Source organism: Paenibacillus sp. E194 (genome assembly GCF_000935845.1).
GTDB classification, from domain to species: Bacteria; Bacillota; Bacilli; order Paenibacillales; family Paenibacillaceae; genus Paenibacillus_B; species Paenibacillus_B alvei_B.
Window position 1 is genome coordinate 20,381 of the sequence record NZ_JMDX01000014.1, and the last position, 25,639, is coordinate 46,019.

Genomic DNA, 25,639 nt, shown 5'->3' on the forward strand with positions numbered 1-25,639 from the left:
GGATACCGTTGTCGTACACATACATGAAAATGTTGGCGTAGTCGGTTCTGCTGCAAGTCAGCAGGTAAGGATAGAATGAGCAAGGAGCAGTGTCTTCATGGAACAGAATGGACAACAGCGAAAGCATATATTTGCTGGTCTTGAGGTGGATATTGTGCTAAAAACAGGATCAGCGTACGGGCAAGACGACAAGAGGTATCGTGAAGGATATTCTGACGAATTCTCCATCTCATCCGCATGGCATCAAGGTACGCCTGCAGGATGGACAAGTAGGCAGAGTGAAGTCGATTTTCCATACATCATCACAAGATAGGGACTAGATTGAATTATACAGAAATGGGGTGGCCTGTCTGACGGGCTTAAATCAACGAGGATTCGCACAATTGGGAGTAACGGAGCAATTGGTGCACACATTGAATCAACATGGAATTGCGGTGCCAACACCGGTTCAGGCTGAGACGATTCCGGTCGTACTGTCAGGAGAAGATGTTGTATCACAGGCGCAGACGGGGACAGGCAAGACGCTAGCCTTCCTGCTGCCAATTATTCAACGCATTGATGCAAGTTCAACACATGTTCAGGCATTGATTGTTGCACCTACACGGGAGTTGGCTCTGCAAATTACGGCAGAAGCGAAGAAGCTTATTGAGGCTTATAAAGGCGTGAACGTGCTTGCCGTATACGGTGGACAAGATGTAGAACGTCAAATGCGCAAGCTCCAGGGCGGCCGTCAGCTTGTCATCGGAACGCCAGGTCGATTGCTTGATCATCTGAGACGCGGGACAATCTCGCTGTCGAAAGTGAAGACATTGGTATTGGATGAGGCGGATCAAATGCTTCATATGGGCTTCTTAGGGGAAGTGGAGGAAATTATTCGCCAGATTCCAACGAATCGCCAGACGCTGCTGTTCTCTGCTACTATGCCAGTAAATGTAAGACGCTTGGCGGAGCGATTTATGCGCAGTCCGATTGATATCCATGTACAGAGCGAGCGTATTACCGTGAAGAATGTGAAGCAGATTGTCGTGCAAACGACAGATCGCGCCAAGCAGGCGACTCTGTGCAAACTTATTGATGAGCATCGCCCTTATCAAGCCATTATATTCTGTCGGACGAAACGCAGAGCAAGCAAGCTGAATGAAGAATTGCTTGAAATGGGCTATGATTCGGACGAACTGCATGGCGACTTGTCGCAGTCGAAGCGGGAACAGGTTATGGAACGCTTTCGCAAGGTGAAGATGCAACTGCTTGTCGCGACGGATGTTGCGGCACGAGGGCTGGATGTAGAGGGTATTACACATGTGTTCAACTATGATGTCCCTCAGGATGCGGAGAGCTATATCCACCGCATTGGCCGTACAGGCCGCGCAGGTGCGCAAGGGATTGCTATCACATTCGCATCGCCTAGAGATCGCATGGCTGTTGAGTTGATTGAGCGCGGCATCGGACAGAAGTTGGAGCGTCGTAATCAAGATGGGGAGCACACTGAGGATGCTGGCGACGTTCGGACTGGTCGTGGCAAGAAGTCAGACAATGAACGCAGTTCCGGACGTGGCGGACGCGGCAATAGTCGTGGAACACGAAGCGACGCGAAGGATGCACGTGGTCAAGGTGCAGGTCGAGGTGGACGCGGTGCTGCTCGCGGCAAGCAAGGCAGTGATGCGGGTGGCCGTAGCGGACGGCGTGAAGCGAGAAATGAAGGCCATGGAGGACGCAGCAGTGCGTGCGACGGACGAGGCCAGGGCCGTAGTTCTCGTTCGCAGTCAAGCCAAGGCGCTGGTCGCCAAGAGAGCCGCGGCAAGTCTGGTGGCCAATCCAGCGGCCGTTCGAGCCAAGGTGGAGGTCGTTCATCCGGTCGTGGCGGCGGACGTCGTTCTCGATAGAGCATGTTACATTTAAATACAATAATCGTGTAAGGCGGTTATAATAGGAGGGCTGTCTCGAATTGGGCAGCCCTTTTGCCCATGGTGATACAGTTGCTTTTGTTTCAATAGCAGGCTGATTTCGTTATATAGTAAAAAGGACACAAATGTGGCAGTTACTTGGGGCTAAGGTATCTTCATGTCTTGTAATTGTTTGAATTTGATCCTGTCTTCCTGTAAATATATGATACTATGTTACTAATCACAACATGATTCGGATTGAAACAAGTGATAGGCGGAAAGGTTGAGAGCATCAATGCATCGCATACGAGATCCACTGACAAGCTTATTTAGTATACCGACTGTGCCTAAACAGAAAAGGATAGCCTTGGTTATCGGCTTCGTCGCGCTGGTTAGCACTCTTGTGGTCATACCGTATGCATCAACGCCGCTATGGGGGGTAACTCCCTTTTTCCCGATCTTTATTGCATGGAACATGTTTGGTGATTTCATGACTTCGCATTTGCTTTATATTCAATATCGTGCAACTGGTTATAAGCCAATCTTGATTTTATCGGGGACGTTTTTTTTACGGGGCTAATTATGATTCCGCATCTTCTGAATTTCCCAGGCATATTCAGTGATAAGGGAGTTCTGTACGCAGGGACTCGGGCTTCGGTATGGTTCTGGGGATGTTGGCATGCGGGATTTCCAGCAGGGATACTGCTGTATACGTTCAGTATCCAGAAGGAGTCCTATTCGCGATCAGAGCACAAGAATAAGACGGCTACTTCAATTGTGATGTTTATTGTTGTAGTGCTGGTTGTCGGGATGATTACGTATATATTGGCAGGTCAGCACGAATGGCTGCCTACGCTTATTTCGGATAGCAGCCATGGTCTTCTCCTTTCAACAGGGATAGGCCCTATTGTATGGGTAATTAGTCTTGTGGCTTGTGTGTATTTGTATGTGGTAACTCGTGGAAGGAGCCTGCTGCACTTATGGCTTCTTTTGTCTGTTTTCACATTCTTTTTGGATGTGTCGATCACTTTGCTGGCCAACGATAGATACACGCTTGGCTGGTACGCGGCATGCGTGAATTCGTTGCTGTCAGCAACGGTTGTTCTATTTGTCTTCTTTTATCAGATGAATCAGCTCAATGTGAAGCTCCATCATTCTCAAAGGGCGCTCCACAATTCACAGGAACAAATTGCAATTATTCTTGATAGCATTACCGATGCCTTCCTTGCAGTAGACAAGCAGTGGTGCTATACGTATATGAATAAGGAAGCGGAGAAGTATTTGGGGTTTTCCTTCGAAGTTGTAAAAGGACGATCCATATGGGATATTAATCCACACTTGAAGCAGACCAAGCTGTACGAGGTGTGCCACCAAGTCATGGAGCGGGGAGAACCGGCGGAGATTACGGAGTTTGATCAACTGCATGGCAGATGGCTGGAGAATCGCGTATTTCCGTCTCGTAACGGGGTGTCGGTGTACTTCCATGATGTAACTGAACGGATTGTAGCGGAAGAGCAGATGAAGGAAGCAAATAAGAAGCTGCAAATGGCGAATCGGCTCCTAACTGATTTCTCCTATACCGACGGGTTGACCGGGGTTTACAATCGCAGATACTTCGATCAGATGATGAATCAGGAATGGGAGCGGGTTAAGAAGCAGAGGAGTCCACTATCACTAATTATGCTCGATGTCGATTATTTCAAAAAATATAACGATGCGTATGGTCATCTAGCTGGGGATGAATGCTTGCGACGAGTAGCGCAGGCAGTTCAGAATACGGTTACACCGCCACTTGCCGTTGTTGCCAGATACGGTGGGGAAGAGTTCGGCGTGATCTTGCCAATGACGGATCTTCGTCAGGCTGAGGCCATCGGTGAGCAAATTCGCCTTCATGTAGAGTCGCTTAGTGTACCGCACGCTGGCTCAGAGGTGAGTCTAGTTGTGACCTGCTCGCTTGGTGTTGCATCATGCAGCATTGAGGATATTCAGGACTCAGAACCGAATACGCTGGTTGCCATAGCGGATCAGAAGCTGTACCGGGCGAAGCAGTCTGGCCGCAATCGATTAGTAGCAGTGGATTAATGAGGGATAGGGGATTCAGAAGCAGTTGAATCCCTCTATCCTTATTTGTTTATGTGATATATTGCTGCATATGCTGGGACGTGCTTACATATCGGATTGCCTAACTGTAAGTTCTTAATGATAAAGTTTCGGAGCTGGATAACTGCTTATTTCTCCAAATATGTTGGAGGTGTGACGTCGTTGATGAACAAGATGCCATCATATTGCTCGCTCGGAATGCTGCTTATTGGCGAGATGCCTGTTACGTATGACGTCATTGGCTGCGACATCCATGTAGTGCCTGGAACGGCTGGAGCATGGCTCATATCGATGAACGAGTAAGGCTTGCCGATGCTAGTCATAAGTTCCTCTATAGAATGCGGCATAGGCGGAAGTACGTCATAGATTTCGCGTGTGACATGCGCGTTCTGTCCTTTGCCTAGGAATAAGCCCATCACGTATCCTTGGTCTTTGTACTTGGTTGTTTGCATAATTTCGCCCATATTGCGAAGCGGCAGTGCTATGCCGAACTCTTTGGAATGTGCCTTGCTAATATGTCCGTTGTGTGCCCATACGATGATTTTCTCGTTTTTATAGACGTTGTCAGCGAGCCATACCAAGTTATCTGCCATCATTTGGTCGCGATACTCCCACGATTGGATCATGGACATATAATCGAGGTTTTTGCCCTCCATATATAGAGTAGACTTAATTGTCAGTTCCATGTATTCACGAACAATTTGAATTCGGTTGTCGATTGCGCGTTGTACAAGCTGTACGATATGCGGGTTGTCTGGGAACTGCTTGCGCAGTGCCTGTTCACGCTTTGGAATGGTCGCTTTTATTTGCTCATACAGCTTCAAGTAGCTTGGTTTTACCTTCTGATACCCCTCCAGATCCGAGCTCATTTCCCATTCGTCCAGTGCTAGTTCAATCTCCTGGAACTGCTTGGCAAGCTTTGCATCGCCCATCCAATCAGCAGCGAACATGACGCCCTGCGGCTGCATATCGTAGCCGGCCAGCATGAGCGGCTTATCGGTACGCTTCGTATCTTGAATGTATTGATACAGTGGCACGGTCTCTTGTGCTTGCCAGATGCGGAATATGGAATCTTTCATAGTCGCAATCGGCTTTTGCGAGCTTACATTGCCATAAGCTCCGGCTGCATTGCCCAAGTTGGTCTCGAAGGCGATGACATTGAAACCGAGTTCCTGATGCAAATATTGAATGAGACGTGTTTTGGCAGAGTTGTATTGCGCTGCCCCATGAGAGCTCTCGCCTAAATAGACGATTCGCTTGTCTTGCAGCAATGGCTTCAAGGCCTCTAAATCGGCAAACTTCTCGGGAGCAATTCGTGCGTCTGATCCAGTCTGTTCAGGATTGATCGAATTCAGCGAGACTGCGTTGTCGCTCAGCCAGTTCTTCCAATCTTCACGTGTTTGTGAGCTGGTACGTGCTTGCTCCAACTGACCTACCTGCTTATCGGATGAAGCCTGAGCATGTATAGGTGCTCCGAAGGAGAGCATTGTACCAAGTGCGATAACGGAAGCGAGAGCTAGAGATAAGCTTTGACGTTTCCATGTTCCTTTTTTGATTTCATCGGATTGTCCTCCAAGTGTTGGGTATCGCAGCTGCGATTCATTGTGTTTCCACCATTCGTCTGCCGGCTGCGGTTTCATTTAATCGTTCGAAAACATCTATTGGTGCAAGAAGCTGTTATTTAATCGGTGTTGGCGGCTGTACCTTGTCGATGTAGAGAATGCCGTCGTATTGCTCGCGAGGTACGAATACCTCTGGCAGCAATCCGAAGTACAGTGCGGTACGCGGCTCGTCCATCCATGATGTTCCGGAGCTCTTCATTGCATAGCGCATATCGACGAAGGAATATGGCTGATTGGCTGCCTTCATAATAGACTCGATGGAGTTAGGCGGGAGCGGCTGAACCTCTAACGGCTCGCCCAAATTGTCATGGGTAGTTCCGCTTCCTGCATAGAGGCCAATCGTGTAGCTGTAAGGTCCGAACATCGATTCCTGCATAATTTCGCCCATAAATCGCCCTGCGACAGGCATGAATGATTGCTCCATTTTAGATTCGGCCTTGCTGATATGGGCATTGTGCCCCCAGACGATAATCTTTTCCATTGGATAGATTTCAGTTGCCAGCCAGAGCAGATTGTCGGCCATCGCCTTATCCCGCCATTCCATCATCTTCGTCGCTACTGCATAGTCGCCAGTCTGCGCAGCAATATTCGACTTGATCGACAGCTCGATGTACTCATCTACGACGCGAAGGCGGTCATCCAGTGTTCGGTTCACCATCGCAACGATATGCGGATTGTCCGGGTACATGGCCTTCAACTGCGCTTCATTGGCCGCAATCTGTGTCTTAACGTCTGTGTACAGCTTTTGTAATTCCGGCTTCACTGCGGAGTAAGCTGCAAGGTCTTCGGAATTGGCCCAGCGGAACAGCTTCTTCTCCGATTCAGCAAACTGTGCAGCAAGCTCTTCATCTTTCAGTAGCTCTCCGTTCAAGAACGGTCCCAAGGATTGCATATCAAATCCGGCAAGACTGATCGGTGTTTCCGTTGACTGCGAATCTTGGATGTATTGGAACAATGGAGTCGTTTCCTTAGCCCACCATTGCGGGAATACCGACTTCTTCATCAATTGCTCCGCTGAGTTTGTCTTTACATTGCCGAAGGCAGTTGCTGCATTGCCAAGCGGCGATTCGAAGGCGACAACATTGAACCCAAGCTCCTGATGGAGAAATTGAATCAACCGTGTCTTGACAGAATTGAATTCGCCTACACCATGCGAGCTTTCCCCCAAGTACACGATGCGCTTATCCGACAGAAGCGGCTTCAGCATGTCCAAGTCTTTGAACCGCTCGCCTACAACGGTCCCGTTTTTTGTGCTCTCCGGGGTGATGGTATCTAATGTATAAGCATTATTTTTAATCCATTTGTGCCAATCCTCTGTGAATTTTGTTGAGGATGTTCCGGCTATTGCTGTGCTTTGCGAGCTAGTTGTTGCTGCTGCAGCTTGACCATGAACAGTTGGCTGCCAACTAAGCATCGAGCCTAACGCAATGACGGATGCAAACAATACAGGGATGCTTTTTCGTTTCCAAGTCGTCGAAAATGATTTCATAAATGATGTCTCCTTATGATTCGATGTGATAAATATGTAAACTGATATTATTTTCCGGGAAATACCGGCGAATATAATTGTAGCAGGAATAGATTGGATCAAGCCATATGTTTGATGACGTATACAACAAGTATGGATACTCCACAAGCAAGCAAGGCTTGCAGTCCCATTTTAACTGTCTTGTTCATAACTCCCGGGCTCCTCTCGTGTCGTTGATGAACCTATCATATCCTGAATGGGAGGGACTTGCCTTATATTCTTCTTGAATAGAGCAGCTTCTGGGGTGAATGGAGCAGTTCGGGGGATGAAAAGAACTGATGATTCTATGCGGACATTGTCGGAATATTCCGGAAAAACGATGTTTGAAGAATGTGAGGGCTCCAATTGTAGACATACTATTCATATGGGGGATAGGCAAGCATAAGGAATCACCTTCGTAGGGAAGGGAACACTGATATAGATTGTTGTTTTATTTGACTATAATTGGTAGTAATGGGGTTACTCGGCATGTGATGAAATTGGTTGATATACACAATGTTCGTATTTAGCTGGGTTATATGACTCGTTTTCTGTGTTATATTGGAATTTATGTGACCTAAAAACGAATAAATGGACAAATTAATTGACAAAGAATCGCCTTTCTAATAAGATGCCTAAGTGGAAGTTTTGTTGCTATGAAAGGAGCAAGCTTGATCCAATGGAAAAATGGTTTAAATTGAAAGAAAACGGAACGAACGCACGCACAGAAGTGACGGCGGGCATTACAACGTTCTTAACGATGGTATATATCGTTGTCGTGAATCCAGCGATATTGTCGAGTGCTGGAGTTCCATTCCAGCAAGTGTTTACCGCAACGGTAATCTCGGCAATTATCGGTACGTTATATATGGCTTTGTTCGCGAATCACCCAATTGCTGTAGCACCAGGAATGGGGATGAATGCATACTTTGCTTCTGTAGTAGCTTCACAAGGAGTGAGCTATCAGGCTGTATTTGGAGCAGTGTTCCTGGCAGGTATTATCTTCTTGTTGCTGACGTTTACGAAGCTGCGGGAAACGCTCATTCAGTCGATTCCAAGTTCGTTGAAGTTCGGAATTACGGCAGGCATTGGCCTCTTTATCGCATTTATCGGCTTGAAATCCTCTGGTATTGTCGTGCCGAATGAGGCAACCATGGTTGCTTTCGGGGATTTGCATAAACCGGTAACGGTGCTAACCTTGGCGGGATTGTTCATCACGCTTATCCTGATGGCCCGTAAGGTACAGGGTGCCCTGTTCATCGGTATGGCAGCTACGGCGATTATCGGTTACTTTATGGGCTTGATGAAGTTTGACGGCTTTATTGCGCTTCCAACAGCACCAGTGCTGTTCGATGTGGATATAGCGGGTGTATTCTCTCATGGCCTATACACAGTTGTATTTGCCTTCTTGCTCGTTACGATCTTCGATACAACGGGTACGATGATTGGGGTAGCGGAGCAGGCAGGTCTAATGAAGAACAATCAATTTCCGCGTGCAAAACAGGCATTGATGGCGGATGCGCTTGCGACAACAGCAGGTTCCTTGATGGGAACGACACCATCCAGTGCGTACATTGAATCTTCGGCAGGTGTTGCTGCTGGTGGACGTACAGGGTTGACCTCCGTTGTTGTAGCAGGGTTGTTCTTCCTGTCCCTATTCTTCTCGCCGGTTCTCGCAGGGATTTCATCCTTGCCAGCGATTACAGCTCCAGTGCTTATTATTGTTGGTTGTTTCATGATGGACGGGCTGGCACGTATTAAATGGAAAGAGTTCGACGAAGCTTTCCCGGCATTTGCAATCCTGATCAGCATGCCGCTTACCTCGAGCATTGCTACAGGGATTGCGATCGGCTTCATTACCTATCCGCTTATGAAGTTATTCAGCGGCAAAGGGAAAGAAGTACATCCGATTCTATATGTATTTGGCGTAATTTTCGCTATTCAGATGGCTTTCTTCCCAGCTCACTAAGGTTGTTGGAAGGGATGCAATATCGTAAATAGGAAATGCCTCGGAACTCTGTTCCGGGGCTTTTTTGTATTTTTCAATTCCAATTTAACGACTATTTGTAGCTCACCTGCTAGGAAAGGAATGGTTGGAGAGGCATAAAGTATGTACGTGCAGGGCAATTTATAGGACATACAGATTACCTAATATGAACCAGTGTAAGAAAAAACTACTTTATGAATCCATATCTTGATAATTGTATACTAATAAAGTGTCTGTACACATAATTGTAACATATTTCCACAAGTAGTGAGAGGAGCTTTTGCAACATGAACCGCAACGACGATAACAAAAAGCTTCGATGGTATAACATTGCCTTGATAGCTTTCGTCTCCGTGTGGGGGTTTGGCAACGTTGTTAATAACTATGCAAACCAAGGGTTAACGGTTGTAACGTCTTGGGTACTTATTATCGCGCTGTATTTCGTGCCTTACGCACTGATGGTTGGACAAATGGGTTCAACATTTAAAAATGATCAAGGCGGCGTTAGTTCCTGGGTAAAAGAAACGATGGGACCGACAGTCGCTTATTTGGCTGCTTGGACATACTGGGTTGTTCACATCCCATATCTGGCACAGAAGCCGCAAGCGATTTTAATTGCACTAGGCTGGACGGTGACTGGTAGTGGGAACTTTACGAAGCAGTTTTCGGCACTGACGCTGCAGCTTATCTGCTTAGCCGTATTTCTCGTATTCCTGTGGGTTGCTTCCCGTGGGCTCTCTTCTTTGAAGAAAATCGGTACGATTGCAGGGATGTCCATCTTCATTATGTCACTTCTGTACATTGTACTTGCGGTGACAGCACCTGCATTGACGGGCGCAACGATTGCGACGGCAGATATGTCGGTCAGCTCGTTCATTCCGGACTTCAACTTCGCATACTTCACGACATTGTCCATGCTCGTATTTGCCGTAGGTGGAGCGGAGAAAATCTCGCCATACGTCAACAATACGAACAACCCTTCGAAGGAATTCCCTCGCGGGATGCTGATTCTGGCAGGAATGGTTGCTATATGTGCCTTGCTCGGTTCGTTCGCGATGGGCATGATGTTCGATTCGAACAACATTCCGGCAGACTTGAAGATGAACGGACAGTACTATGCATTCAAGATGCTTGGTGAGTATTATGGAATCGGAAATACATTCCTCATACTGTATGCGATTGCGAATACACTTGCACAAATTTCGGCGTTGGCCTTCTCTATTGATGCACCGCTGAAAGTATTGCTGCTTGATGCGGACAAGAAGTTCGTGCCTCAGAAGCTGATGAAGACGAACGAGCGCAATACGCCAATCAATGGATACATTATGACGGCTGTGCTTGTAGGGATTCTGATTGTTATTCCGGCGATCGGAATTGGCAACATGAACTCGCTCTTCAACTGGCTGCTTGATCTGAACTCGATCGTAATGCCGCTTCGTTATCTATGGGTATTCGCAGCCTTCATGGCGCTCATGAAGCTAGGGGATAAGTTTCAATCCGATTATAAATTTGTGAAAAATCGCAAGATCGGCTTCATGATCGGTTTGTGGTGTTTCGTCTTTACGGCATTCGCTTGTATTATGGGGATGTTCCCTAAGGTTGAAGCATTTACGTCAGAATGGTATTTCCAGCTATTGCTGAACGTTATTACGCCATTCATATTGCTTGGTTTAGGCTTGATCTTGCCGATGATCGCAAGACTGAGCAAGAACAAATGATAATATACATTTATGAATAGGAAAGGAGCTCAAGCTAAGCTTGGGCTCCTTTTTTGTCTGCTTGCTTGCCTAGCAAGCGTGCAACATCACATCTTTCGCAGCAAGTAGGTCTCGATTAGCGCGGCAATGCCAGCGACAGCTAATAATACGATAAATGGATAGGTGACGGGGGCGTAGAATTGCAGTGCTGTCAGCAAGGTGGCACACCAAATGCCTGTACACCAATGGCAGCTTATTAGTGAGCCCAGCCAATTGCGAAGTCCCTTGCCTCTTGGTTCCGTAATTCGCGACACATTGCCATTCTCATCGGTTACATACGTAACAGACAAAAAAGGCTTGCGCAACCATTCCATAATGTCGTCATAGACGAGCAGATGGGTCAGGCGAAAGGAAGCCAGCGCTAATATGAACAGCTCAATCCAGGTGATCATCATACATTCTCCTTTCCGCTTGGCAGATGTCGACATGTCCAATCCATCTAGTGAGAGACTGCATATGCTAGAAACGGATATAGAGAATGGAGGTGACAGATGATGTGCTTCTGCAACCAGATGAATAAGGTCAGCAGCCCAATCAAGGTCATTCAGAGTGATGCGAAGCCGCAATCTCCGCAGGGCATCCAGATGACCGCACGGAAAGTTGAAGCGGTATCTGCAATTAAGCCGATTCGATAAGTCATGCAGCTGGTAAGATGTACTCCAACATATGCATTGGTCCACAGCAAGGTGATTTCAGTTCATGGGAAGGCTCCTGCTCCTACCTTGAGGCCTGTTCCGTCATAAGACGGGCAGGCTCTTTTTGTGTTGGGCGCATGCAATGCAATTATCAAGGATTTGCTTAGGGAGATTTGAGGTTGCCATCTATCGAAGAGGAAACTTACAATTGGAAAGGAATATTTTGGGGGATAAAATTCTAGTATGTTGTATTGAGTGCAAATTACACAATTACATATCAATATAAGAGGGGACAGAACTGCGTGAGGAAAAAATCAATTTGGGTATGGGAAAGTATATTTTTTATAATTATCGGGACAACGATAGCAGTGGTAATATGGGGGCAACAAACCAAGCAAGCTGCTTCTCCGTCCGAAACGCAAGCACTTCAACCGACTTCAGCAGTAGAGCTAAAATCAACTATGGAGAAGCCGAAGGGGAAAACGCCAGCACAAAAGCAAGACGAAAGGATGAAGTGGGTAGATGAAGCGTTTATCCAAGCGTTAAGGCCAACTGTAGAAAAAATAGCTGGGAAGTCGGTTACTTTCTCGAAACCTTATTTGGACGGTAAAGAAGTTGTCATACCTTGGGAGGATGGAAACTGTTCGGTGGAATTGATTACATCCATATCAGGGATTTTTAGATTTACCATCCCATTTAACAATTGGGAGAAGTCAAAAAAAGAAAAAGCAGTAAGTGCGCTTCGAACGGTAGTGGGAGATGCGAATTTTGAAATTGAACAAGCAAGGATCACTCGAGTATCTAATTTGAAAGAAATAGATAACAAAAGGGAGATTTATTACGTAGCGGGGCAAGGATTCAATGTGAGTTGGGAATCTGATGAGGACAAGTCTCCAAGTGTCGAAGTGATATATGAACTAGAGGATGCTGATCAAAACGCTGTACATGCAGCAAAACAAGCACTGGAGAAGGAAATAGGCAAAAAAGTTGAGTTGGTTGGGCGTGCAGTTCGATTTAAAGACTCTAAAAATAACATATGGGCCTTTGCTACATCTCAAAAGCAAGTAGCAACAGTGGACGCAGAGACATATGAAATTGAGAAAATCACAAATGGTAAACGCAAATAATATATAGCAGACACACTTCTTATCATACGGAGTGTGTTTTCTTTGTTTCTTCTGTGTGGAAAAGAGGAATGTGTGGCCTTGCTTGTTGTCAAAAAGGTAGGGTATAATAATGACATTAACTAAGAAAACTATTTTTGTTTTACGGTTTTATGTCGGCGTGAATGGAGGGAATTTCATGCGCGAACGGATTATGAAGGCATTTATAGAGGAGTTACAAGACAAAGGGATCAAATTCACGATGGATGATTTGGCGCGTCGACTTGGGATGAGCAAGCGCACTTTGTATGAGCATTTCTCCTCAAAAGCAGAACTGCTGGATACGATCATAGAACAGACGATGCACGAAAGTGATGCGAAGACTGAAGAAATCATGAAGAATGACACCTTGTCGCTTCTGGATAAATTGAAAGCGGTAATGACCGTGCTTCCGAATCACTTTGAGCTGTATGACAACCGAATCTTGGAGCAAATGAAGCGCGTATACCCTGAGCAGTGGTCAAAGATTGATAAGGCTCTCCGGGATGATTGGGAGATGCTGCGAATCTTGCTGGAGCAGGGGATGGAGGAAGGCATCATATTAAGGCATAATGCGGCCTTTATCGTGAAGGTAATTACGGATGCGTTCAATTCAACCTTGGATCAGCGATTTTTTGCTAAGCAGAACATTTCGCTGCCGGATGCATTAAAGTCGATTGCAGATATTATGCTGTATGGGCTTGTTGCTAGAGATCAATCTGAGGAACAAAGATAATCCATGCAAGGGGATTTATCTTATCGCTAATGCAAGGCTCATGCTTCACACTGGGGACATGAGGTCGTTCATATTGGAATCTTCAGGTAGGTTATATCGACTGATCCATTAGGTTCAGTCTTTCGCCTAAGAAAACTTATAAAAACAAATTAGTTTTAGGAGTGGGATTATGTCTTTCATGAGGCAGATTAGTCGCGCACAGTGGATTGGCCTCGTGCTCGTTATTGGTATTTTATTTATTGACATGTTGTTGTACAGTTTGTTCATTCCAGTTGTTCCGTATTTTACATCCGAGTATGCGATGTCTTCGACTACACTTGGGATTCTGTTCGGCAGTTATGCAGCAGCTCTGTTCATTACTACGCCTTTTTTCGGGCGAGTTGCAGATAAATTTGGCAGACGCAAGACGATTTTAACAGGTCTTGTGTTCATGATGATATCTACCATGCTGTTCGTATTCTCGCAAACGACGGCAATGCTCATTACAGCTCGCTTCCTGCAAGGCTTAGCTGCGGCTGCGTCATGGACAGCAGCAATGGCGCTGCTGGCTGATCTGTTCTCTGGGCCGGTACGCGGAGCGGCAATGGGCTTCGCCATGACAGGGATATCATCGGGCTCCCTGCTCGGTGCTCCAATTGGAGGCTGGTTATTTGAGATTGGCGATCACCATACTCCATTCTGGTTCGCAGCAGCATTGACGGCAGTTATTTCGATCATTGTCGTGTTTGCACTGCGCGAACCTGTCAGAGAGGAGCGTCAAGCCGAAGGAGGAGGCACGTTCTCCCTGCTGCGGCATCGGACGATTCTGTTCGTTGCTTCGATTATTCTGCTTGCTGAGACGACATTGACGATGTTGGAGCCGCTCCTACCGGTCTATGTTACTGAGCATTTCCAGATGTCTCCGCTTGCGCTTGGCATGCTGTTCGGTGTCATGACGCTGAGCTATGGAATGATAGCCCCAATAGCAGGAACACTTACAGCCAAGCATAATCCTTTCCGACTCATGCTGATTGGGCTTGTTGGTTTGGCGCTTACGTTACCATTGATCGCATTTGCAGGCAATGTAACTCTATTGATGATGGCAGGCTGCTTGGTAGGGGCAGCAGTAGGATTTACGCTGTCGCCGACATTGCCAACACTAGGTGCCATCGTGGATGGCGATTCATCGGGCGGTGATTATGGGGTAGCATACGCCCTATTCAATATGATTCATGCAGCGGGAATGATGCTTGGGCCAATCGCTGGAGGAGTGTTGACGGATGCGCTGCCAGTGTCGTCCTCGCTCATTGTCATCAGCGTGATCATTGTATCATCCGTATTCGGCTTGAGCTTGCTGAAGCGTCGCCATAAGCAGACCTTCTCAATAAGCATGAGCGGAGTAGAACCAGCGCAGAAGATGAAGGCTAACGGCAAGAGTGTGTATAATAATTGATGAGCGGAATCAATGAAGTGTAATTTCGATAATCTTGATGTAGGGAAGCTGTCTCGTCTATGATGGATGAGACGGCTTTTTTATCGTATGGAGGATGGAAATGAGCGGAAATCATTTACCGATAGATGATGTATTGCCAGAATTGAAATCGGCGCTGAGCAGCCATACAGGGGCGGTGTTGGTAGCTGAGCCAGGTGCGGGGAAGACGACCCGTGTACCGCTGGTGCTGCTGGAGGAGCCATGGCTTCAAGGACTGCGTATCCTCATGCTGGAGCCGCGGCGTATTGCAGCGCGTTCTGCTGCACGCTACATGGCTCGTGCATTGGGTGAACAGGCCGGTGAGACAGTAGGATATCGCGTACGTTTGGATACGTGCATAAGTGAAAAGACGCGCATTGAGGTCATTACGGAGGGAATTCTGACTCGCATGCTTCAAGAGGATCCTTCCTTGGAAGGGGTAGGACTCGTCATATTCGATGAGTTCCATGAGCGGCATTTGCATGCAGATGTCGGCTTGGCCCTCACCGCCGAATCACAATCTGTCTTGCGCGAGGATCTCCGTATCCTCGTGATGTCGGCGACGCTTGAGGCAGAACCAGTCGCGGCCATGCTGGGAGGAACGCCAATAGTGGTCAGCAAGGGCCGCAGTTATCCGGTCGAGACGATATATGCTGAACGGCGTGAAGATACTCCACTTGAGCCGCGTATCGTACGAACGATTATGCTGGCGCTTCATCGTCATGAAGGAGACATCATGGTATTCCTTCCTGGAGCGGGGGAGATTCGCCGCGTGCAGACTGCTCTGGAGCAGGAGTTGACGAAGAACGGGTGGATTGAACGTGCATATATTGCCCCATTATATGGACAGCTGTCGGCAGCTGCACAGGATGCTGCGATCAGTCCCTCAACGAATGGGATGCGCAAGATCGTACTGGCTACTGCCATAGCAGAGACGAGCCTAACTGTAGAAGGAGTACGGATCGTGATCGACGGCGGTCAGATGCGTGTGCCGCGCTTCTCTCCACGTACTGGCCTTACGCGGCTGGAGACGGTTCCGGTGTCACGTGCCTCAGCCGATCAGCGCCGCGGTCGTGCGGGTCGTCTTGGGCCAGGGGTCTGTTACCGATTGTGGACGAGAGAAGAAGAGAGACAGCTCCCTGCACATCATGTGCCGGAGATACTTGCGGCTGATCTCGCCTCGTTAGCATTGGAGCTGGCTGCATGGGGGACGGAGGCAGCTGATCTGAAGTGGCTGACTCCGCCGCCTCCTGCAGCACTTCAACAAGCGGAAGAACTGCTCGTTCAGCTCGGAGCGCTGTCCGAGTCCGGTACACTGACTTCGCATGGTCGTACGCTGGCCAAGTTGGGGCTTCACCCTCGCTTCGCACATATGATCGTGAAGGGGATGGAGCTTGGACTGGGAGAAGCCGCATGTACGCTGGCTTCGCTGCTGGAGGAGCGGGATGTCATTCGCCATAGTGGTAGCAGTGCTAACTCAAGGGGGGGATTCGGGCAAGCGGGACAGACACCTGCAGCGTTGAACCCCGATTTAGGACTGCGGCTGGAACTGTTAACGCTAGGAACACATTCACCATCACATCACTCTCGTCAAGGGGATGTAGATGAAAGTGTGCTGCGACGGATTCGTGAACAGGCGAAGCAGTACAGGATGGCCTTCCGTATGGGACAGAATGATAAGCAACAAGTACAGCGCAATGCGGATTTGACCGACGAGGATGCTTGGAGCTTGCTTGCTGCCTTCGCTTATCCGGATCGGATTGCCGAGCGTCGTTCAGATGGGCGCTACCTGCTGCGCAATGGACGCGGCGCGGCCTTTACGCAAGCTGCTGCAAGCGGAACTCTGCTGGCACAGTCGCCTTATATTGTGGCGGTGCAGCTTGACGATGCTGGCACCGATGGTCGGATTGTGCTTGCAGCGTCACTTGGCAGGGCGGTGCTGGAGCGTTACTTCGCAAGCGAGTTTACACGGGAAGACCAGATTGCTTGGGATCGGACGAACCAGTCGGTTCGAGCTCGGGAACGCGTTCGTCTAGGGGCGCTCACGCTTAAGGATATGCCGCACAGCGCACCTGATGCAGATGCGGTGCAGTATGCTTTGCTGGAAGGCATCGCCCAAGAGGGGCTTGCCCTCCTGCCATGGACGAAGCAGGCGCGCCAGTGGCAGGCGAGGCTCCAATTCATGCATCGGCATCTGCCTGAGGAATGGTCAGATGCCAGTGAAGAAGCTCTCTTTGCCACCTTAGAGGAGTGGCTAGGCCCGCATATATTCGGTATGCGCAGCCGTGATGAACTTGGCAAGTTAAGCCTTACGACGGTCTTCGAGTCAATGCTGACGTGGGAACAGCGCCAGCAGCTTGATAAGGAGGCGCCGACACATATTGCAGTCCCAAGCGGTTCGCGCATTGCGGTCGATTATCAGGATCCTGAACGTCCGCTGCTGGCTGTACGGCTGCAGGAAGTATTCGGCCTGCACGATACGCCGCGCATTGCGGGCGGACGAGTGGCACTGACGATGCACTTGCTCTCGCCAGCACAGAGGCCTGTACAGGTAACGCAGGATTTGGCCAGCTTTTGGGCGACGACTTATTTTGACGTGAAGAAGGATTTGAAGGGGCGCTATCCCAAACATTATTGGCCGGATAATCCTCTAGAGGCGATTGCGACCCGGCGCACCAGACCGGCTCCGGATAAGAAATAGACTTGGGTATGCAATGTTAAGATCCCTCGCTGGCTATTGGTATGTGAATGTAAAATTCGATATAATAGATCATACAGGAAATGACCAACGGGTCTAATGAATAGTAGGTAATAATAACGATAAATATAGGCTTGTACTTAGTGGAGGTGATGGTGCATGTCACATGCACTCGTGTCATCACAGTTGATGTCACTGATTGTGTCCTTGTGTGCGGGGACGGGGGTAATCGTACTGCGTCTGCGTGCGGCGAACAAGCCGACCTCAATGAAGAAGATAATCATGCCGCCTATCGGTATGGCAACTGGATTCGGTATGTTCATCGTCCCTGCGATGCGTATTCCGTGGCTATGGGCGATCGGAGCTTTTCTCGCAGGGGCATTGATCTTCGCCTATCCGCTTATTCGCACATCCCGGTTCGATCGAATAGGCGAGGAAGTATATTTGAAGCGATCGAATATGTTCATTGTCGTCATTGTTGGATTGCTCGTACTGCGGCTCATTCTGCATGATGTTGTGGAGCAGTATGTGTCAATCTCACAGAGTGCGTCCTTGTTCTTTATTCTGGCATTCGGCATGCTGCTGCCATGGCGCTTGGCTATGATGATGCAGTATAAGAAGCTGATGGCAGAGAGAGTGGAGCAGTAACAATTGTTGAGGTTAAGGTAAATTAGAGGCTGTACCCGCCTTCATGGAGTAAGGTTGGGTGCAGCTTTTTTGTATTGTGTTAGAAGGACGGAGGGTTGCTGGATTTGAATACCTGTCCACGAGAACGTGACGGGTGTCATTGTCCTGTTGAGTGCTGAGCGTCATCATGGAAGGACTAGAAGCACGTGTGCTAACGGAAAAAGGATGGGATTACGACATGGCACAACAAGACTCACAACATACTTCTCGGCAAGCTTCCTCATCTAACATGCAGCAGCCTTATCAGGGTGCGGCTTGCGCAAAACAAGAGCCGAATTCAGAAAACAATGAGGGCGCCTCTACCTGTTCACAAGGAGCTTCAACTTCAACCACTCACTGTAATGGCCAATTTGCAGCTGACAAGGCTTCTTCTAGTCAGCCTATGGTGACATGGCGTCCTTCACGGTTCAATGCGCAGACTAAGGTTGATGATGGAGGGCTCGTATTATATAACAGCTATTCTGGAGCAATTGCTTCGTTCTCTGCGGAAGAACAGACACGAGTGCTGTCTTGGCTGCGGCCAGGACAGGCTGAGGTGGAACCGAACAATGCCGTCTATCGCGATTTATTGGAGCATGGCTTCCTTGTTCCGGCTGACACGGACGAGATGCGGCGCGCACAGTTCCTTCATCAGGCGATGCACCAGCTTGATGCGATGCATTTGGTGCTGCTTGTAACAGAAGCGTGCAACTTCCGCTGCAACTACTGTTACGAATACTTCCCACGGGGAAATATGCGGGACGAAGTCGTAGAGGGATTAATCGCCTATATGGAGCAGCGGGCCAAGACGCTCAACTTCTTGACCATCAGCTGGCATGGAGGAGAGCCGCTGCTTGCTCCGCATGTGATCGAGCAGTTGTCGAGCGCGTTCATCGATGTTTGCGACAAATACGATGTTGCTTATCAAGCGGAAATATCCACGAATGGATATTACTTAACACGGGAGCTATTCGAACAACTGCTAAATTTACATATTGATCGGTACATGGTTACGATTGATGGTCCTGCTGAAGTGCACAATGCACGAAGAGGATTATTTGGGGGCGGAGATACCTATGAGCGCATCATCGCGAATTTGCTCTCGCTTAAGCAGGTGAAGCGCCCATTCGAGATTAACATTCGTGTGAACTTTGACAACAGCAATCTGGATGCGGTTCATGCATTCATCCCTGTGCTGCATGACTTGTTCGGCGATGACAAGCGGTTCTCCGTCTACTTCCGTCCAGTCGGCTGCATGGGAGGAGAGAATGATCTGACGCTCCCGGTATGTGATGCCCGCACCAAGGACAAGGAAATATGGGCATTGAATGAAGAAGCCATCCAGGCAGGCTTGCAAGTAAGCTCCTTCATTAAGGACATTTTGCTGCCGACAGGGGCGGTCTGCTATGCGGCGAAGCCGAACTCGATGATTGTCGGATCAGATGGCAATCTGTATAAGTGCTCGGTAGCTCTTGAACAAGTGAACAATCAACTGGGGTGTATTTATAAGGATGGGACACTAGAGCTCGATATGGACAAAATGGCCGTCTGGACCACTTCCGGTGAAGAAACAGATGAGAACTGTCAATCCTGCTTCTTCCGCCCAGCCTGTCAGGGCAACCACTGTCCCTTATATCGGATGCGGTCGAGCGAGCGGCCATGCTCGTATGAGAAGCGGCAGATTAAGCAGGTGCTGCGTACGATTTGGCTTCAATCTGTGGAGCACATGTCAGTTATTCAATAACTATAGCGACCTTGGCCTTGTCATTCTGACAGCGGGTCTTCCATTTGCTGTACATCCAATGATTGCAAGGAGGTGAGTAAGAAAGTGAAAGTGATTCGTCCAGCAGCGAAGCCAACATCCATCAAGACAGGGCGCTTGTCCAAGTCTGTGCCTGGAAGCTTGAGCTAATCCATATCCATATGTCTAAGCTTATGTTTGTCACAGCAGAAATGTTTGTGATTGTATGTAACGCCAAAAGCCTGGGAACCCCACTCCCAGGCTTTTCTCTATTTCCCTGCAATAAGAATTAACCGCAACAAGGAATGATAGGATAGACATCTCAACATTCCGGTTACGTTACGCCGTACCCCACACAACACCAAGCTCCTTCAGATATTGGCGGTAGGCGATGCTGACACGGTCGCATTTCAGTGACAGCTCGACTTGCAAATCAAGCGGCAAATCCTCTGGCTTTTGATTTTCTACAATTGGCTTGTCCTGTGCGAAAATCATGTCTTGGAACTTTACGATATCTTCGTCCGATAGGCCTGGATCGTAACTGAAGGACAGAACCCCGTAAGCCACAGAGGTCGTTGCATCCTTCGGCTGCACCGTAAGCAGAATGGACATGAGATGTCCGGTCTCCTTATCGCGCTTCGTGAACTTCACTGTAAGCGGGCGGGCAATCTCATACGTATAATAGACATTCTTCGATTGACCGGAACCGTCTGGATCGGGCTGAAATACTTCGATTTCCTCGGAACGGATGCCCTCCGGTACACGATGAACCCGGTAGTCTCCAATCTCTGTGTGCGTTTCTACGCCTAAGTAGCCCTCATGGACGACAGCGAGATGGCCTACATCCAGGAAGTTCTCTACAATGCGCGGCGGCTTGGCTTCTACGGACTGCGGCCCCCATATCACATTACGCCAGCCCTCGGCACCGAACTCTTCGAATGGGAACCATGGTGTATCCGTGTTGCCGAGGTTGACCCAAATAAGGCCATAGCGCTCCTCACAACCGTACGTAATCGCATGCGCCTTCTTCGGAACGGCTTGATCCGTTGGCAGCTGTGGAATGCGTGAACAAGCGCCGGAGCCCTCGAACTCCCATGCATGATACGGACAGACAAGCTTCCCATCCTTCACACAGCCTAGCGACAGTGCAGCCCCGCGATGCACACACAAATCCTTGAATGCATGCACGCCTTCTTCTGTCCGGAAAATGACGACACGTTCTCCCATTATCAGCACCTGCAGCGGCTTCTCCTGCACATCCTGTGCACGGCAAGCAACAATCCATTCATTACGCAATACGGCATCATTTACGATCATGATGTAGACAGTCTCCTTTTTAATGATCCGGGTATCCATGGCTGAATCCGAATGTAATGTTTTTAATCTATTGGATGAAATACATGAAATCTTCGTATTATTGCTGTTTACACAACTATTTTAGGAAATATATTGGGACTAGTCAACACAAAACACGAACAATAATTAAGTATAAATAATAAACATTCGTAATTTATCTATACAAAATGAAAAGTTCCCTCTATAATCAGGGTGTGATCAAAATCATAACGAACGTTACAGCATACGTGGGGGGAAATGAGCACACATGGAACAATCAGCAAAGTCGAACACGCTTGTCGTTGGGGTGGATGATAAGATTGGCGCCGGGAAGGCCTTTCTATTAGGACTCCAGCACGTGTTGGCTATGGATTTGTACATTGCACCGATCATTATTGCAGGCTTGCTGTCACTAAATGCAACTGACACATCATTCTTTATTCAAATGTGCTTTATCGGAACAGGAATTGCGACCTTAATCCAAACGGGCTTCGGCTTGCGACTGCCAGTCGTACAGGGGCCGTCCTATGTGCCTATTGGCGCAATGGGGGCGATTGGAAGCAAGCTTGGATTAGGGGCCATGACAGGGAGCTTAATACCGGGGGCATTGCTCATGATGCTGCTCGGCATGCCGATGAAATGGTTCGCGAAGGCTGTACGCCGTATGATTCCGCCGCTGGTAGGGGGAACCGTAATACTGATTGTCGGTATTTCCTTGATGCCAACGGGAATGAACAATATTTATCGTGCAGAAGGCGATTTGTGGACGAATATTCTCATCGCTGCTGTATCAGCGGGGATTCTTATTGTTTGTATGCTTCTTGGACGGCAATCGAAGAAGCTGGGTACGGTATCGCGCCTTATTTCGGTCATTGTAGCTATTGTCGCGGGTACGCTGTTTGCTTCCATGTTTGGCAAGGTTGATTTCTCAAGGGTAGCAGAGGCTGACGCATTTTCGATTCCTAGCTTTTTCCCATTCGGTGCGCCTGAATTCAATCTCAGCGCGATTATGACGATGATGTTCGTCTACTTCATCATTCTGATTGAAACAACAGGAACGTGGTTCGTTATTTCTTCCATTACAGGCAAGGAGCTCACGGATGAGCGCTTGAACCGTGCAGCGGCTGGGGAAGGCCTAGGGTGCTTCGTTGGGGCATTGTTCGGTGGAACGCCAATGACAGGCTATTCTTCCAATGCAGGACTGATCGCGGTTACAGGCGTAGGAAGCCGGATGGCAATTATGGCCGGCGGCGGTATCTTGATAGCGCTTGGTCTGATGCCGAAGCTGTCTGCAGCGATTACGTGCATTCCAGAGCCGGTTATTAACGGCATATTCGGTGTTGTCTGTGTAGCCATTGTCGTGAATGGATTGAAGGTCATTCAATTCGTTGACTTGGATGAGCGTGCTATGATGATTATTGGCGTGCCAATCCTGCTTACGATGGCTGTAACTGTACTTCCTGAGGGCGCCTTGACGGGTCTGCCTGATTTCGCGGTATACGTATTGTCCTCCGGTATTACTGTCGGGGCGCTGGCGGCATTGATTCTGAATTTGGTCATCCCAAGCGGCAAGAAGAAAGGTATGTCGGATTCCACTGCGGTGGGTTCTGGCGGAGAACAGACTGCCTAGTAGAACCTTATGTGCTTACGGATCAATCTGAATTACGTCTTGTGCAATTCGGCAGTAGTCATATATACAGAGAAATAAAGAAGGCAGCAAGCGATGCTTGCTGCCTTTTGCTGTGTTGTTCTATCCGATCATGATCTTGCCCTCTGGATAACGATACAGAGACTGTTCCTTGCGGTTGCCGAGCGCATAGGCGAGTGTCATTGGACCAATCCGGCCGATGAACATGGTGGCACAGATGACGAACTTGCCGAATGCCGACATTTCAGGTGTAAGCCCCATAGACAATCCTACTGTTGCTACAGCGGACACTGTCTCGAAAAGCAAGGTAATAAACGGCTGATCTTCCGTTATCGCCAGCAGCATGGATACACCGAGCACCATGAAGATGGCAAGGAAGATAATCGTCAACGCCTTGATGATCTGATCCTTAGCAAGCCGATGACGGAATAGCACCGCATCTTCGCGTCCGCGCAGCATCGCATATACGGCGGCCAAGAGGATAGCGAACGTCGTCGTCTTAATCCCGCCGCCCGCAGAGCCTGGAGAGGCACCGATGAACATGAGAATAATAAGACCGAACTGTGTGACCTGCTTCATATGAGACACATCTACCGTTGTCGTTCCCGATGAACGAGCGGAGATGGACTGGAAGAAGGAAGCGTATATTTTGCCGTCCCAATTGAGCGATCCTAGCGTGTAAGCATTTTGGAACTCGAAGATAAAGATGAAGATAGCTCCTGCGACGACCAGAATACCGGTCATGGACAATACGACCTTCGAGTGCAGCGTCAACCGTCGCGATTTCGGAAATTCATACAATTCTGCAAGTACGATAAAGCCAAGTCCGCCAGATAGTACGAGGAAGATGGCAACTACATTCGTTACGAAATCATCGACATGCAATTGGAAGCTGGAACCGAACAGATCGAATCCCCCGTTGTTGAACAGGGAGATCGAATGGAACAGTCCGTAATAGAAGGATTGCAGCAGCGGCATGTCGAATGCCCAGCGCAATGTCAGTATAATGGTTCCCGTTCCCTGGATAATAAAAACAAATATAATCACGCGGCGAATGGTCCGTACAATGCCTTCCATGCTATTTGCGTTGATCGACTCCTGCAAAATAAGTCGTTCCCGCAAGGAAATGCGCTTGCCGAGCATGAGATAGAAGAGCAGGGCCACGGACATGAAGCCGATGCCGCCGATTTGTACGAGTGATATAATTACGCCTTGTCCAAATGCAGAGTAGGTTGTCCCAATATCAACAACAACCAGACCGGTTACGCATACCGCCGAAGTAGCGGTGAACAAGGCATCAATGAAGGAAAGGGAGTGTCCAGCTGCCAATGATAGCGGCAGCATCAAGATGCATGTCCCGATTGTGATAATGGATAAAAAGCCAAGAACCAGCACACGGGCAGGCGTCCAATGCATCGTCCGTTTTCTCCATGAAGTCATGTGAACGTCTCCTTTAGCCATAAATAAGTAGTGAGGAAGGATCGAATCCTGTTTCAATATCTTGCGTACGTTGGATCATCATTCGAGTCGATCATTTTCCAAAACGTTCACTAGTATATCGTTCCCCAGAGTGGATGTAAATGGTCGATTTTCATTTACGAACATTTTCCTATTTTATAAAGAACATTGCAAGGGCAGTTGAGCAGTCGGCGAAGTGAGTTCATAAGGGGTCGAGATGTGATAGATCTGAATGGGAAAGTGGAGAGAAGTTGACGCTGTGGAGAGGCACTGGGAGAGTGCTTATCGAGTCAAAGAGAAATGAGGAAACGGGATGCATTCGGACTAACGTTTTAAATCGAGCCGCTTGAGTTTGAGTTGTGAGCTTGTACTTAGGTGTGGAGCGTTGTTCGGATGTTATCTTATGTGCTCAAATGATGGGATGGCATGCTGTCGAGGCTTTAAGGAGAGTAGGGTGCCGTTCAAGACACCCATAACTTGCCGTATACTTTCCAATTTACGAATCCGCGGCTAATCCAATATGTCGATACATGAAGCACGATAAATGCGATAAGCAATGTTGGTTGAATAATTGCAAATGCAGCCCATAATATGACTAAAATCCATGGAGACAGCTTCTGCAGCATCTGCGCAGGCCACCATACGAAGCGGAACCAAGGGTGAGATTTCTGCAGGGCATCCATATATTCTACTCTTACCTGATTATCTTCAGGATTGAGACGTATGGCATCTTGCATGAACTGCATGGCGCGTTCGGCCTCACCGCGCTGATCCGCTGCCCAAGCAAGCTGCATAAGCGTGTAGGAATGTCTCTCCTGCCATGCTAACGCTTGGCGTTCTGCTTCACGGGATTCTGGATAACGTCTCAATTGCGCCAGCACATAGCTATAAGTAGCGTAAGCAATGCCGGCAGGCTCAATGTCAATGCTGCGTTCAAGCGATAGAAGCGCTTGATCCAGTGCGCCTTTGCGCAGCTGGTACTGTGCAAGCAGCAGATGAGGCGTAGGATCTTCCTCAGCTACCGTAGAAAGCTGCCTCGCAGCAGTCTCGAAGGCTGGCCATTCTTGGCGCTCGTAATAAATGGACATGCGCACGCGCCAGGCATCAGGCAGTCTTGTATCGCGTTTCAACGCTTCAGAGGCCCAATAGAGCGCTTGATCGGGTGCGACAGGCTTATGGACGACTGCTGCCAGCGCCATGATAGTCGGGTGCTCTGGATACTGCTGCTGCAGACGCATCACTTCCTCCAGTGCTTCTGTGTGTCGCTGCTTCTG

The 25,639-nt window shown here is 48.5% G+C and carries 19 protein-coding genes and 1 pseudogene; 14 read left to right on the top strand and 6 right to left on the bottom strand.

The genetic code is table 11. From position 1 onward, the window contains the following. Window positions 1-97: 97 nt before the first annotated feature. From AZ66_RS03565 to AZ66_RS03575, 4 genes and pseudogenes are all read left to right on the top strand, one after another. Window positions 98-320, top strand: a pseudogene (locus AZ66_RS03565) (YwbE family protein). A 63-nt stretch (window positions 321-383) separates the two neighbouring features. Continuing rightward, window positions 384-1,883 carry a DEAD/DEAH box helicase gene (locus tag AZ66_RS03570; RefSeq protein ID WP_231586715.1) on the top strand — a complete coding sequence of 500 codons (1,500 nt, stop codon included), beginning with the start codon at window positions 384-386 and terminating at the stop codon, window positions 1,881-1,883. A 295-nt stretch (window positions 1,884-2,178) separates the two neighbouring features. Continuing rightward, window positions 2,179-2,463 (top strand): hypothetical protein, encoded by a 285-nt coding sequence (locus AZ66_RS31215; RefSeq protein WP_156159886.1) that lies wholly within the window; start codon window positions 2,179-2,181, stop codon window positions 2,461-2,463. A 2-nt stretch (window positions 2,464-2,465) separates the two neighbouring features. After that, a complete protein-coding gene (locus tag AZ66_RS03575; protein WP_044353612.1) occupies window positions 2,466-3,965 on the top strand; it encodes a sensor domain-containing diguanylate cyclase in 1,500 nt (499 codons plus the stop codon). 146 nt (window positions 3,966-4,111) lie between these two features. On the opposite strand, the gene AZ66_RS03580 is transcribed toward AZ66_RS03575, so the two are convergent. Both AZ66_RS03580 and AZ66_RS03585 read right to left on the bottom strand, forming a co-directional pair. Further along, window positions 4,112-5,623: an erythromycin esterase family protein gene (locus tag AZ66_RS03580; RefSeq protein ID WP_082061436.1), complete on the bottom strand. Its 1,512-nt coding sequence runs from the start codon at window positions 5,621-5,623 to the stop codon at window positions 4,112-4,114. 37 nt (window positions 5,624-5,660) lie between these two features. Further along, window positions 5,661-7,094, bottom strand: a complete 1,434-nt coding sequence (locus tag AZ66_RS03585) for an erythromycin esterase family protein (protein ID WP_044353613.1) — start codon at window positions 7,092-7,094, stop codon at window positions 5,661-5,663. Window positions 7,095-7,791: 697 nt separating this feature from the next. Between AZ66_RS03585 and AZ66_RS03590 the strand changes: the two genes are divergently transcribed. Then, window positions 7,792-9,081, top strand: coding sequence for an NCS2 family permease (locus tag AZ66_RS03590; protein WP_021262284.1), 1,290 nt, complete (start codon window positions 7,792-7,794; stop codon window positions 9,079-9,081). Between the two features lie 305 nt (window positions 9,082-9,386). Continuing rightward, entirely contained in the window at window positions 9,387-10,817 is a 1,431-nt protein-coding gene (locus tag AZ66_RS03595; RefSeq protein ID WP_021262283.1) for an amino acid permease, read from the top strand. Between the two features lie 86 nt (window positions 10,818-10,903). Here the strand turns inward: AZ66_RS03595 and AZ66_RS03600 are convergent, their stop codons facing one another. Continuing rightward, on the bottom strand, window positions 10,904-11,248 hold the full coding sequence (locus AZ66_RS03600) for a DUF1360 domain-containing protein (protein ID WP_044353614.1): 345 nt from the start codon (window positions 11,246-11,248) through the stop codon (window positions 10,904-10,906). 99 nt (window positions 11,249-11,347) lie between these two features. Between AZ66_RS03600 and AZ66_RS31220 the strand changes: the two genes are divergently transcribed. The 7 genes from AZ66_RS31220 (at window position 11,348) to AZ66_RS03630 (ending at window position 19,927) form a co-directional block, all read left to right on the top strand. Next, window positions 11,348-11,491, top strand: a complete 144-nt coding sequence (locus AZ66_RS31220; RefSeq protein ID WP_155987347.1) for a hypothetical protein — start codon at window positions 11,348-11,350, stop codon at window positions 11,489-11,491. 302 nt (window positions 11,492-11,793) lie between these two features. Continuing rightward, window positions 11,794-12,618 (top strand): hypothetical protein, encoded by an 825-nt coding sequence (locus AZ66_RS03605; RefSeq protein WP_044353615.1) that lies wholly within the window; start codon window positions 11,794-11,796, stop codon window positions 12,616-12,618. Between the two features lie 175 nt (window positions 12,619-12,793). Further along, window positions 12,794-13,369 carry a TetR/AcrR family transcriptional regulator gene (locus AZ66_RS03610; protein WP_021257287.1) on the top strand — a complete coding sequence of 192 codons (576 nt, stop codon included), beginning with the start codon at window positions 12,794-12,796 and terminating at the stop codon, window positions 13,367-13,369. 169 nt (window positions 13,370-13,538) lie between these two features. Beyond that, entirely contained in the window at window positions 13,539-14,801 is a 1,263-nt protein-coding gene (locus AZ66_RS03615) for an MFS transporter (RefSeq protein WP_021262280.1), read from the top strand. Window positions 14,802-14,901: 100 nt separating this feature from the next. Then, window positions 14,902-17,520 (top strand): ATP-dependent helicase HrpB, encoded by a 2,619-nt coding sequence (gene hrpB, locus AZ66_RS03620; RefSeq protein ID WP_044353616.1) that lies wholly within the window; start codon window positions 14,902-14,904, stop codon window positions 17,518-17,520. Between the two features lie 156 nt (window positions 17,521-17,676). Then, the gene (locus AZ66_RS03625) at window positions 17,677-18,165 is read left to right on the top strand and encodes a CcdC family protein (RefSeq protein ID WP_082061437.1); all 489 of its coding nucleotides are present in this window, start codon (window positions 17,677-17,679) and stop codon (window positions 18,163-18,165) included. Between the two features lie 421 nt (window positions 18,166-18,586). Beyond that, the gene (locus AZ66_RS03630; RefSeq protein WP_044353626.1) at window positions 18,587-19,927 is read left to right on the top strand and encodes a radical SAM/SPASM domain-containing protein; all 1,341 of its coding nucleotides are present in this window, start codon (window positions 18,587-18,589) and stop codon (window positions 19,925-19,927) included. Between the two features lie 336 nt (window positions 19,928-20,263). On the opposite strand, the gene AZ66_RS03635 is transcribed toward AZ66_RS03630, so the two are convergent. Beyond that, window positions 20,264-21,241 carry an aromatic ring-hydroxylating oxygenase subunit alpha gene (locus AZ66_RS03635; RefSeq protein ID WP_044353617.1) on the bottom strand — a complete coding sequence of 326 codons (978 nt, stop codon included), beginning with the start codon at window positions 21,239-21,241 and terminating at the stop codon, window positions 20,264-20,266. A 286-nt stretch (window positions 21,242-21,527) separates the two neighbouring features. Between AZ66_RS03635 and AZ66_RS03640 the strand changes: the two genes are divergently transcribed. Continuing rightward, the gene (locus AZ66_RS03640; RefSeq protein WP_021262275.1) at window positions 21,528-22,889 is read left to right on the top strand and encodes a nucleobase:cation symporter-2 family protein; all 1,362 of its coding nucleotides are present in this window, start codon (window positions 21,528-21,530) and stop codon (window positions 22,887-22,889) included. A 120-nt stretch (window positions 22,890-23,009) separates the two neighbouring features. Here the strand turns inward: AZ66_RS03640 and AZ66_RS03645 are convergent, their stop codons facing one another. Then, complete coding sequence (locus AZ66_RS03645; protein WP_044353618.1) at window positions 23,010-24,347, bottom strand: TrkH family potassium uptake protein; 1,338 nt, start codon at window positions 24,345-24,347, stop codon at window positions 23,010-23,012. A 479-nt stretch (window positions 24,348-24,826) separates the two neighbouring features. Next, the coding region (locus tag AZ66_RS03650; protein WP_044353619.1) for a tetratricopeptide repeat protein at window positions 24,827-25,639 on the bottom strand (813 nt) is incomplete at its 5' end.

Bases quoted from the DNA above. Each gene is read 5' to 3' on its own strand.
- AZ66_RS31215 (WP_156159886.1), top strand. From the start codon at position 2,179: ATGCATCGCATACGAGATCCACTGACAAGCTTATTTAGTATACCGACT.
- AZ66_RS03575 (WP_044353612.1), top strand. From the start codon at position 2,466: ATGATTCCGCATCTTCTGAATTTCCCAGGCATATTCAGTGATAAGGGA.
- AZ66_RS03580 (WP_082061436.1), bottom strand. From the start codon at position 5,623: ATGAAACCGCAGCCGGCAGACGAATGGTGGAAACACAATGAATCGCAG.
- AZ66_RS03585 (WP_044353613.1), bottom strand. From the start codon at position 7,094: ATGAAATCATTTTCGACGACTTGGAAACGAAAAAGCATCCCTGTATTG.
- AZ66_RS03590 (WP_021262284.1), top strand. From the start codon at position 7,792: ATGGAAAAATGGTTTAAATTGAAAGAAAACGGAACGAACGCACGCACA.
- AZ66_RS03595 (WP_021262283.1), top strand. From the start codon at position 9,387: ATGAACCGCAACGACGATAACAAAAAGCTTCGATGGTATAACATTGCC.
- AZ66_RS03600 (WP_044353614.1), bottom strand. From the start codon at position 11,248: ATGATCACCTGGATTGAGCTGTTCATATTAGCGCTGGCTTCCTTTCGC.
- AZ66_RS31220 (WP_155987347.1), top strand. From the start codon at position 11,348: ATGATGTGCTTCTGCAACCAGATGAATAAGGTCAGCAGCCCAATCAAG.
- AZ66_RS03610 (WP_021257287.1), top strand. From the start codon at position 12,794: ATGCGCGAACGGATTATGAAGGCATTTATAGAGGAGTTACAAGACAAA.
- AZ66_RS03615 (WP_021262280.1), top strand. From the start codon at position 13,539: ATGTCTTTCATGAGGCAGATTAGTCGCGCACAGTGGATTGGCCTCGTG.
- hrpB (WP_044353616.1), top strand. From the start codon at position 14,902: ATGAGCGGAAATCATTTACCGATAGATGATGTATTGCCAGAATTGAAA.
- AZ66_RS03625 (WP_082061437.1), top strand. From the start codon at position 17,677: ATGTCACATGCACTCGTGTCATCACAGTTGATGTCACTGATTGTGTCC.
- AZ66_RS03630 (WP_044353626.1), top strand. From the start codon at position 18,587: ATGGTGACATGGCGTCCTTCACGGTTCAATGCGCAGACTAAGGTTGAT.
- AZ66_RS03635 (WP_044353617.1), bottom strand. From the start codon at position 21,241: ATGATCGTAAATGATGCCGTATTGCGTAATGAATGGATTGTTGCTTGC.
- AZ66_RS03640 (WP_021262275.1), top strand. From the start codon at position 21,528: ATGGAACAATCAGCAAAGTCGAACACGCTTGTCGTTGGGGTGGATGAT.
- AZ66_RS03645 (WP_044353618.1), bottom strand. From the start codon at position 24,347: ATGACTTCATGGAGAAAACGGACGATGCATTGGACGCCTGCCCGTGTG.